The sequence below is a fragment of the Mycobacterium sp. genome, assembly GCF_019247615.1.
Taxonomy (GTDB): domain Bacteria; phylum Actinomycetota; class Actinomycetes; order Mycobacteriales; family Mycobacteriaceae; genus Mycobacterium.
The window spans coordinates 1-9,995 of sequence record NZ_JAFBAT010000103.1 but is presented as its reverse complement, the minus strand read 5'-3'; the positions used below and the strand labels follow the sequence as shown (position 1 = coordinate 9,995).

Annotated in this window: 8 protein-coding genes and 1 pseudogene; 7 read left to right on the top strand and 2 right to left on the bottom strand. The window is 69.5% G+C overall.

The features are described 5' to 3' along the window. The 3 genes from JO059_RS06850 to nrfD all read left to right on the top strand — a co-directional run. Window positions 1-2,090: molybdopterin dinucleotide binding domain-containing protein (locus JO059_RS06850; protein ID WP_293315341.1), on the top strand; the 2,090-nt coding region annotated here is incomplete at its 5' end. Next, window positions 2,087-2,998, top strand: coding sequence for a 4Fe-4S dicluster domain-containing protein (locus JO059_RS06845; RefSeq protein WP_293315340.1), 912 nt, complete (start codon window positions 2,087-2,089; stop codon window positions 2,996-2,998). The genes JO059_RS06850 and JO059_RS06845, both read left to right, overlap by 4 nt. Beyond that, window positions 2,995-3,969, top strand: coding sequence for an NrfD/PsrC family molybdoenzyme membrane anchor subunit (gene nrfD, locus JO059_RS06840; protein WP_293315339.1), 975 nt, complete (start codon window positions 2,995-2,997; stop codon window positions 3,967-3,969). Before JO059_RS06845 ends, nrfD begins: the two co-directional genes overlap by 4 nt. Here the strand turns inward: nrfD and JO059_RS06835 are convergent. After that, window positions 3,966-6,131 (bottom strand): FUSC family protein, encoded by a 2,166-nt coding sequence (locus JO059_RS06835; RefSeq protein WP_293315338.1) that lies wholly within the window; start codon window positions 6,129-6,131, stop codon window positions 3,966-3,968. The two genes, nrfD and JO059_RS06835, sit on opposite strands and share 4 nt — an antisense overlap. Before the next feature lie 48 nt (window positions 6,132-6,179). Further along, on the bottom strand, window positions 6,180-6,644 hold the full coding sequence (locus JO059_RS06830) for a GatB/YqeY domain-containing protein (RefSeq protein ID WP_293315337.1): 465 nt from the start codon (window positions 6,642-6,644) through the stop codon (window positions 6,180-6,182). 164 nt (window positions 6,645-6,808) lie between these two features. Between JO059_RS06830 and JO059_RS06825 the strand changes: the two genes are divergently transcribed. From JO059_RS06825 to JO059_RS06810, 4 genes and pseudogenes are all read left to right on the top strand, one after another. Then, window positions 6,809-7,990, top strand: coding sequence for a hypothetical protein (locus tag JO059_RS06825; RefSeq protein WP_293315336.1), 1,182 nt, complete (start codon window positions 6,809-6,811; stop codon window positions 7,988-7,990). Window positions 7,991-8,045: 55 nt separating this feature from the next. Further along, window positions 8,046-8,699, top strand: coding sequence for a DUF4129 domain-containing protein (locus JO059_RS06820; RefSeq protein ID WP_293315335.1), 654 nt, complete (start codon window positions 8,046-8,048; stop codon window positions 8,697-8,699). Further along, complete coding sequence (locus tag JO059_RS06815; RefSeq protein WP_293315334.1) at window positions 8,699-9,823, top strand: DUF4350 domain-containing protein; 1,125 nt, start codon at window positions 8,699-8,701, stop codon at window positions 9,821-9,823. The genes JO059_RS06820 and JO059_RS06815 overlap by 1 nt, the downstream gene beginning before the upstream one ends. 23 nt (window positions 9,824-9,846) lie before the next feature. Further along, window positions 9,847-9,995, top strand: a pseudogene (locus JO059_RS06810) (AAA family ATPase); the annotation flags it as partial.

The following is a 9,995-nucleotide window of genomic DNA, read 5'->3' as shown; positions in this document are numbered from 1 at the left end:
GCTACACCCCGGAGATGGTGGAACGGGTGTGCGGAGTGCCGGCCGACGTTTTCCTGGACGTCGCGCGGGCTTGGGCGCAGAACTCCGGGCGGGAGCGAACGGCCGCGCTGGTGTACAGCGTCGGCTGGACCCAGCACTCGGTCGGCGCGCAGTTCATCCGCGCCGGGTCGATCATCCAGCTGCTGCTGGGCAACATCGGCCGGCCCGGCGGCGGTGTGTTCGCGCTGCGCGGGCATGCCAGCATCCAGGGGTCCACCGACGTGCCGACGCTGTTCAACCTGCTGCCCGGCTACCTCGCGATGCCGCGGGCCGGCCAGGCGACGCTGTCCGACTACCTGGACCGGGTCAGAAGCCAGAACCAGAAGGGCTTCTGGCACAACGCCGATGCCTACATGGTCTCGCTGCTCAAGGAGTATTGGGGCGAGCACGCCACCGCCGACAACGACTACTGCTTCGACTATCTGCCGCGGATCAGCGGTGACCACGGCACATACCGAACCGTGATGGACATGATCGACGGCAAGGTGTTCGGCTACTTCCTGCTGGGACAGAACCCGGCGGTCGGGTCCGCCCACGGACGGCTGCAGCGGCTGGGCATGGCCAACCTCGACTGGCTCGTGGTGCGCGACCTGGTGATGATCGAAAGCGCCACGTTCTGGAAGGACGCGCCCGAGATCGAGACCGGCGAGATCGCCACCGAGAGTTGCCGCACCGAGGTGTTCTTCTTCCCCGCCGCCTCGAACGTCGAGAACGCCGGCACCTTCACCCAAACCCAGCGGATGCTGCAGTGGCGGGAAAAGGCGGTCGAGCCGCCCGGCGACGCCCGCTCGGAACTCTGGTTCTTCTACCACCTGGGCCGCCGGCTGCGGGAGAAGCTGGCCGGCTCCACCGACGAGCGCGACCGCCCGCTGCTCGAGCTGGCATGGGACTACGCGACGGAGGATGACGAGGGTGACGAGCCGTCGGGCGAGGACGTGCTGCGCCGCATCAACGGCATCGATCTCACCACCGGCCGTGCCCTCAACGGCTACACCGAGCTGAAGGCCGACGGCAGCACCTCCTGCGGATGCTGGATCTACAGCGGCGTGTACGCCGACGAGGTGAACCAGGCGGCGCGGCGCAAACCACAGGACGAGCAGGGGCCCTACGAATCGGAGTGGGGCTGGACGTGGCCGATGAACCGCCGGGTGCTCTACAACCGCGCGTCCGCCGACCCGCAGGGCCGGCCGTGGAGCGAACGCAAGAAGCTGGTCTGGTGGGACCCCGATAAGGGCGAGTGGACGGGCCACGACATTCCCGACTTCGAGAAGAACAAGCCCCCGGACTACCGGCCACCGGAAGGCGCGGTGGGCGTCGAGGCGCTGCGCGGCGACGACCCGTTCGTCATGCAGGCGGACGGCAAGGGTTGGCTGTTCGCGCCCAACGGCCTGGCCGACGGCCCGTTGCCCACGCACTACGAGCCGCACGAGTCGCCCGTGCGCAACGCGCTCTACACACAGCAGGGCAATCCCACGCGACTCGTGTACGGCCGCAAGGACAATCCGTCCAACCCGTCGCCCCCGGAGGCGCACGGGGAGGTCTTCCCGTTCGTGTTCACCGCCGCGCGGTTGACCGAGCATCACACCGCCGGCGGAATGAGCCGGCAACTGCCGTACCTCGCGGAGCTGCAGCCCGCGCTGTTCGTGGAGGTCTCGCCCGAACTGGCGGCCCAGCGCGGGTTGACCCACATGGACTGGGCGCACGTGATCACCAGCCGCACCGCGGTGGACGCGCGGGTGTTCGTGACCGGCCGGATGAAGCCGCTTCGCATCGAAGACCGTGTGGTGCAACAGGTCTGGATGCCCTACCACTGGGGGCAGGCCGGGCTGGTCGACGGCGACGTGGTCAACGACCTGCTCGGCGTGGTGCTGGACCCGAACGTCTTCATCCAGGAGAGCAAGGTCGCCACGTGCGACGTCCGGGCCGGCCGCCGGCCGCGCGGGCCGGCGCTGCTCGAGTACGTGGCCGATTATCGCCGCCGGGCCGGCATCACACCCGAGACAGGGACTGAGCTGGACACCACGAACCCCGAGCCGGAGGAAAGCCCTTGAGAGACAACAGCTTTTACGGCCCACTAGAGGATCCCGCCGGCAACGCCGGGTATTCCGACCACCCGCCGCGAATGGGATTCTTCACCGACACCTCGGTATGCATCGGCTGCAAGGCCTGCGAGGTGGCGTGCAAGGAATGGAACGAGGTCCCCGACGACGGCTTCAACCTGTTGGGAATGTCGTTCGACAACACGGGGATGCTGGGCGCCAGCACCTGGCGGCACGTGGCCTTCATCGAACAGGCCGCGCCCGAAACCGCTGCCGTCGAGCCGGCCGTCGACCTCGGGATGCCGAAGTTCCAGCGCCCCGGCGACGGCAGCGGCGCGGAGGGCCGCACCGACTTCCGTTGGCTGATGAGCTCCGACGTCTGCAAGCACTGCACCCACGCGGGCTGCCTGGATGTCTGCCCGACGGGTGCCCTGTTCCGCACCGAGTTCGGCACCGTCGTTGTGCAACAAGACATCTGCAACGGCTGCGGCTACTGCGTGTCCGGCTGTCCGTACGGGGTGATCGACCGCCGCGAGGGCGACGGCCGGGCGTGGAAGTGCACGCTATGTTACGACCGGCTACGCGAGGGGCTGGAACCGGCGTGCGCCAAGGCGTGCCCCACCAAGTCCATCCAGTTCGGGCCGCTCGACGAGTTGCGCGATCGCGCCGCCCGCCGCGTCGAGGAGCTGCACGAGCGCGGTGTTCCGGAGGCGCGGCTCTACGGCCATGACCCCAACGACGGCGTCGGCGGTGACGGCGCGTTCTTCCTGCTCTTGGACGAGCCCGAGGTGTACGGCTTGCCCCCGGACCCGGTCGTGCCGACGCGGGATGCGCCCGCGATGTGGCGCTACGCCGGGCTGGCGGCCTCGGCCCTGGTGGCCGCCGCGGTGTCGGCGTTCGCGGGGCGGGGCCGGCGATGAGTCCGCGCGGCGCGGCGACCCGCGAGCAGCTTGCTGTTCCCGAGGCCGAATTCCGCTCGTATTACGGGCGCCCGGTGCTCAAGCCGCCGGTGTGGGAGTGGAAGGTCGCGGCGTACCTCTTCACGGGCGGCCTGTCGGCGGGTTCGGCGTTGCTGGCCGCCGGGGCGGACCTCACCGGCCGGCGCGCTCTGCGCCGGTCGGGCCGGATCGGCGCGCTGGCCGGCATCCTGGCGAGCATGTACTTCCTCGTTGCCGACCTGGGGCGGCCCGAGCGGTTCCACCACATGCTTCGGGTGGCGAAGCCGAGTTCTCCGATGAGCGTCGGAACATGGATCCTGGTGGCGTACGGGCCGGGAGCGGGATTGGCCGGGGTCGCCGAACTCATGCCGGGCCCGCTGCGACGCTCCCGGGCGGGCCGGCTGCTTTCCCGGTTGGCGCGACCGGCGGGCTTGTCCGCGGCGGCCGTCGCGCCGGGGGTCGCCTCCTACACCGCGGTGCTGCTGTCGCAGACGGCCGTGCCGGCCTGGCATGAGGCGCACCCGTACCTGCCGTTCGTGTTCACCGGTTCGGCCGCGGCCAGCGGCGGCGGCTGGGGCATGCTGCTGTCGCCCGTCGATGAGGCCGGCCCGGCGCGGCGGCTGGCCGTCGTGGGCGCCGCCGTGGAGGTCGCGGCGTCGCGACTGCTCGAGCGGCGGCTGGGGCTGGTCGCCGAGGCCTACACGACGGGAAAGGCGCACCGGCAGCGCAAATGGGCGGAATACCTGACCGTCGGCGGGGCGCTGGGCACCGTGGTGTCGGGCCGGAGCCGGATTGCGGCGGCGCTGTGCGGTCTGGCGCTACTGGTCGGCAGCGCGCTGCAGCGGTTCGGCGTCTTCGAGGCCGGGGTGGAGTCGACGCGCGACCCGAAGTATGTCGTCGTTCCGCAGCGTCAACGGCTCGACGCCGGGGACCCCGCACGCGGTTCGGCCTAGTCGCCGGAAGTTGTTGCCGCAGTCGTGCTTTCCGACTGTGCGGCCGAGACGAGCTCGAGTTGCGCGAGGGTGGCCGCCACCGTGACGAATGGCTGCGCGGCCTCGACGGCGTCGTCCTGGCCGGGCGTCTCGGCCCGCAATGCCCGTGCGACTTCCCCGGCCATCGGCGGAGTCGCCGCGTCGCTGTTGCCCGCGGCCCGTTCGGTGACGAACTCCAGGTGGGCCTCCAGCACGGCCCGAGCGGATGGGTAGGCCCCGCTCGGCGGCAGCGTCCTGATGTCGGCGATGATCTCGGCCGCGAGGCGCAACCACGTCGCGCGGTTGGCCGCCTTGACCACCGGGGTCCGCAGATCGGCCCCGCTCCCGGTCTCCGAAAGGTAATGGCGCACAGCGTCATCGACCCTTCGGCTGCCGACGACGGCGTCATTGCTGAGTGCCGCGAGGTCGGCGTCCGCGCGTTCCGAACCACCCCGGGTGACGCGAAGCACGGCCACCTGCAGATAGCGCAGGTTGACGTCGACCGCGGCCCGGATCAGGTTGGACACCGCAACCGTTGCGCCCCTGGGCCACAGCAGCAGCGATACGCCCATGCCGACTGCCGCGCCCATCGCGATGTCTTCGATGCGCAGCAGGCCGACGCGCCAGCCGGCGGGCGCCGTGAGGTTGAGCATCACCAACAAACTCAACGCGCCCGCGGCCTGCGCGGCCGTGAATGAGACGAACCGCGGCAGGTAGGTCGACCCGAACACCGTGATCGGCACCAGCAGCCACAGCACCACTGGTGCCACGCCGACAGCACCGACGAGCAGGCCGCCGAGAATGATGCCCAGCACGGTACCCGCCACCGCCTGAACGACTTTCGTTTTGGTGGACAGTGCGCTGCTGCTGAGCACCAGCATCGTTCCCACCACCACCCAAAAGCCGTGCTCCACCAGATGCAGGTGAGTGATGGCGACCGCCATGGCCAGCCCGACTCCCATGCGCAGGCCGTTGTGCGCCGCAACGGAGCGGGCGGCCAAGAACGCGGTGGCAATCCTTGTGCCGGCAGCGGTTTCCGAGGTCAGCCGATCGGAAAATCCCGTGGGCGGCAAGCCCAGACCGAGGGCCCGCGCCCATACCGGCCTGGCATCGGCCGCGGCCGCCGCCGTGATCACCCTGCCCGTCAATCCAATGGCAGTCGTGATGGCTCGGCAGGCCAGCAGCTGGCGGCCTGTCGCGGCGGCCGACGCCTCGTCCGGGGCGCCGAGAATCGCCACCACGTCCTCGCGGTAATTGCGACGTGCCAACGAGCGCAGTCGGGGCAACGCCTCGTCGAGGGCGGCGCGATTGGCGGTGCGATCGGCCAGTTGGGAAGCGTCGAGCAACCGGGCGCAGCACCGCAGGATGTCGACGGCAGGCGGTCTGATCGCGCCCAGCGTCACCGCTGCGTGGTCATCGACCAGTTCGGCGACCAATTCGAGGACGTCGACCACGCGTACCAGCGCCCGGCTGCCGGCGCTGAGGCCGACCGGGCGGAAGTTGGCGGCCAGGAAGTTGGCACGCAGCGCGTCCATAGCCGCGTTCACTTCTTCGGCCGAGCCGAGTCCTTCGATCCGGTCGGCCAGCGCCGCACACGCTTGTGCGACGTGCCGGCGCAGGGCGCCGTAGTGGCGTGGGGGAAGGAGGAACAACGCCGCCGGCACGCACATCGCTGCGCCGATCAGCCAACCCAGCAGGCGCTCGCCGATCGGCCCGACCGGTGTGCAGACCGGCCAGACGTAGCACAACAGGGTCGCGCGCTGACCGGCGGACACCGTCGTGCTGAGCATGCTGGCCAGGGTCACGCCCACGGCGAGGAGAAACGTCAACGTCACCGCCAGCCAGGCATGGGGAGCCACCAGGGTGCCCAGGGCGATCAAGACAATCCCGTTGACGGTCAAACCGAGGTAGGCCACCGCGCGCTGCTGCCGGTTGCCCGGAAAATCGGCGACAACGAGCAGCCAGAAGGCGCCGAGCAACGCGTACAGGGGTGTCGCCTTGCCGCCCACCAAGGCGTAGGCGACTCCCGCGGTGGCCGGCACCATGATCGCCGCGCGGATGGCGCGGCGCAGCCCGTCACGCTCCGGATCCTCGCCGCGCAGCCGCTCCCACGTTTGCCGGATCGACCGGACCCGGGTCAGCATGACTGATGATAGAGCCGTCCGGGCCCGTTCAGGGCACGACGATTGGAACTACAGTCGCTCCTTGACCGCCGCGGACAGCCGCGCCCCGTCGGCCTTGCCCGCCGCAATCGCGGTGGCCGCTTTCATCACCAGGCCCATCTGCTTCATGCCCGGCCGCTCGCCGAGTTCCTCGGCAACCTGCGCGATCGCGGTGTCCGCGACGTCGGCCACCTCGGCCTCGGTGAGCGGGGTGGGCAGGTATTCGTCGATAATCCGCGCCTCGCCATGCTCTTCGGCCGCGAGCTCGGGGCGGCCGTTCTGGGTGTAGATCTCGGCCGCTTCACCGCGCTTCCGCGATTCGCGGGACAGCACCTTGATGATTTCGTCGTCGGTGAGTTCGCGGGCCTGCTTACCGGAGACCTCCTCGGCCTGGATAGCGGCCAGCAGCATGCGCAGGGTCGCGGTTCGCAACTTATCCTGGGTCTTCATCGCCTGGGTGAGGTCCGCCCTAAGCCGGGATTTGAGTTCCGCCATGACTGAGACGCTACGCGCACGGTCCCCTGACGACACCGCCCGATATCGGCCGCCCCTGACAGACTGCGAGAGACTTTGAGAAATGCCCGGACCGCCGACAGGATGGAGCCCATGACGAACGACCGGCCCGGCTGCAGAGCTGGTTTGGAAGGCCGGTGCCCACGGTGAGCGCCCCCTGGCCCGATTATCCGGGGGGTCCAACCGGTTATCCGGGGGATCCACCGCCCGCCTACGGGCCGCCGCCCGCCTACGGGGCGGTGCCGGGATATGGCGCGCCCCCCGGCTACGGCCCGCCGCCCCCTGGCTACGGCCCGCCCCCCGGCTACGGCCCGCCACCCGGCTACGGCCCGCCACCCGGCTTCGGGCAGCCGCAATTGACTCCCGGCGCGGTCAAACCCGGCATCATCCCGCTGCGGCCCCTGACCCTCAGCGAGATCTTCAACGGCGCCGTCGGCTACATCCGGACCAACCCCAAGGCAACGTTGGGGCTGACCGCGATGGTGGTGATGGTCATGCAGATCATCTCGCTGATCGCGACGGTCGGCCCGCTGGCCGCCCAAGGCAGGACCGGGTCGGCAAATCTCAGCGTGGGTGCCGCCGGCGCGTGGCTGGCATCGATGTCTGCGGGCCTGTTCGTCACCTGGCTCGGCGGCATGCTGCTGTCCGGCATGCTGACGGTCATCGTCGGGCGGGCGGTGTTCGGGTCGACGATCACCATCGGCGAGACATGGGCCAAGATCCGCGGGCGCCTGATCCCGCTGCTCGGTCTGGCGCTGCTGGAGGCCGCCGTCCTCGCGGTCATCTTCGGTCTGGTGGCAGTGATCATCGCGTTGCTGGTGGCGGTGGGCAGTCCGGCCGCCGCGGTGCTCTTAGGAATCCCGCTGATGCTCGCCGTGATCGTATTGCTGGTTTACCTGTACACAGTGGTGTCGTTCGCGCCGGTGCTGATAGTCCTGGAGAGGCTGCCGGTGATTGACGCGGTCACCAGATCTTTCGCGTTGGTCCGCAACAGCTTTTGGCGTGTCCTGGGGATCCGCACGCTCACGGCAGTGGTCGCGGCCGTCGTCGCCAATGCCGTCGCGGCGCCGTTCGGCATCGTCGGCCAGGTGATCATGGCCGCGACCCCCTCCACCCCAACCCTGCTGCTGAGCACCGCAATCGCCTCCCTCGGATCGGCGATCGGCCAAATCATCACCGCGCCGTTCAACGCCGGCGTCATCGTGCTGCTCTACACGGACCGCCGGATGCGCGCCGAGGCGTTCGACTTGGTGCTGCAGAGCGGCGCCGCCGGCGCACCCTATTCCGCTGATTCCACCGACAACCTCTGGCTTACCCGGACTTCCTAGGGCTCCCCGATGACCCCTGATGGCCCCCTGATGGCGAAATGAGGACCGGCTGACAGTGCCTTCCATCGACATCGACCGTGATGCCGCACACCAGGCCGCACAGATCGAGCTCGATAAGCCGATCTACTCGAGGGGCTCGGGGGCACAGCAATTCGTCGACTGGGTCAACGAACTGCTGTACCGGCTGCTGCAGAACGCCGCCTCCATACCAGGCGGATGGTTGACCACATCGGTGCTCCTGATACTGGTGGCCATCGCGGTGGTGCTCGCCGTCCACATTGCACGCCGCACGATGCGCACCAACCGCGGCGGGGACCACCTGTTGTTCGAAGCCGCCCAGCTCACCGCCGATCAGCATCGAGCCACGGCCGAACAATTTGCGGCACAAGGCGATTGGGCGGCCGCGATTCGCCATCGGTTGCGCGCCGTCGCCCGCCAGCTCGAGGAGACCGGCGTGCTCGAGCCGGCTCCCGGCCGCACCGCCAACGAGCTGGCCCGGGATGCCGGCGCGGCGTTGCCCCAGCTAACTCGGGAATTATCCGACGCTGCAACAGCTTTCAATGACGTGACCTATGGTGAAAGGCCAGGGACCCAAGCCACATACCGGATGATTGCCGACCTCGACGATCACCTGAGGTCGCGACCGCCGGCCACCCCGCGGGCGACCGGCCAGCCGGCTGCGGCCGAATCGTGGGCGCCGGTGCGGTAATGGCCAGCAACGTGACGAGGCAGTGGCGATCATGGCGCTGGGTCGCCCTGACGCTGATCGCGCTTGCCGTCATAGCCGGCGTGGTCGCCTACCTGACCGCACCGCGCCCGGGCGCACGGATGGATCCGAAGTCAACCGGCCCCGACGGCGCCCACGCGCTGGTTGCGCTGCTGCGGTACGGCGGCGTCGAGGTTGTCGTGGCCGACAGCATCGCCGACGTGGAACGGGCGGCGCGTCCGGACACGCTGATCCTGGTGGCGCAGAGCCAGTACCTCACGGACAGCGCGCTTTTGGACAGGCTCGCGAAAGCCCCGGGCGATCTGCTGTTGGTCGAACCGACCGCGCGGACCCGTGAAGCACTCATGCCGGGCGTGCGCATGTCGACCGCCGACGTAAAGTTCGACAGTGACCCCAATTGTGCTCTGCGAGAAGCTAATCGAGCCGGGACGGTTCGCTTCGGGCTCAGCGACAGCTACCAGGCCAAAGACGGCCGGACAATGACGAGCTGTTACAGCGGGGCGCTCATCAGGTACCGCGACGGCGGGCGGACCATCACCGCCGTCGGCAGCACCGACTTCATGACCAACGGCGGCCTGTTGCAGGCGGGCAACGCCGCGTTGGCCATGAACCTCGCGGGCGACCGGCCCCGCCTGATCTGGTACGCGCCACACCGCGTCGAGGGAGAAACATCCTCTCCCGCAACACTTTCCGACCTGATTCCGGACAACGCGAGCTGGGTTGCCTGGCAACTGTGCCTGGTCGTGTTGCTGGTCGCGCTCTGGAAGGTCCGCCGGCCCGGACCACTGGTGGCCGAGCAGTTGCCCGTCGTGGTGCGCGCGTCGGAGACCGTCGAGGGCCGCGGGCGGCTCTATCGGTCCCGGCGAGCGCGCGATCGCGCCGCCGAGGCGTTGCGCAGCGCAACCGTGCAGCGGCTGATGCCCCGGCTGGGCCTGGGCGCGGGCGCACCGGCGCCGGCGGTGGTCGAGAGCGTGGCCCGGCGAAGCGGGGCCGACGCGAGATTTGTGTCCTACCAACTGTTCGGGCCGCCCCCCGCGACGGACAACGACCTGCTACAACTTGCCCGAGAGCTCGACGAAATCGAAAGGCAGGTCACCCACTCGTGACACAACCACCTCCCGCCGAGACCATGCACGCCGAATCGGCGCGAGATGCGCTGCTCGCGTTGCGCGGCGAGCTCGCCAAGGCCGTCGTCGGACAGGAGGGGGTCGTCAGCGGCCTGGTGATCGCGCTGCTGTGCCGCGGCCATGTGCTGCTGGAAGGTGTACCCGGAGTGGC

What these genes read in the sequence shown, in the direction of transcription:
- nrfD (WP_293315339.1), top strand. Translation starts at nt 2,995, where the DNA reads ATGAGTCCGCGCGGCGCGGCGACCCGCGAGCAGCTTGCTGTTCCCGAG.
- JO059_RS06815 (WP_293315334.1), top strand. Translation starts at nt 8,699, where the DNA reads ATGGCCAGCAACGTGACGAGGCAGTGGCGATCATGGCGCTGGGTCGCC.
- JO059_RS06835 (WP_293315338.1), bottom strand. Translation starts at nt 6,131, where the DNA reads ATGCTGACCCGGGTCCGGTCGATCCGGCAAACGTGGGAGCGGCTGCGC.
- JO059_RS06830 (WP_293315337.1), bottom strand. Translation starts at nt 6,644, where the DNA reads ATGGCGGAACTCAAATCCCGGCTTAGGGCGGACCTCACCCAGGCGATG.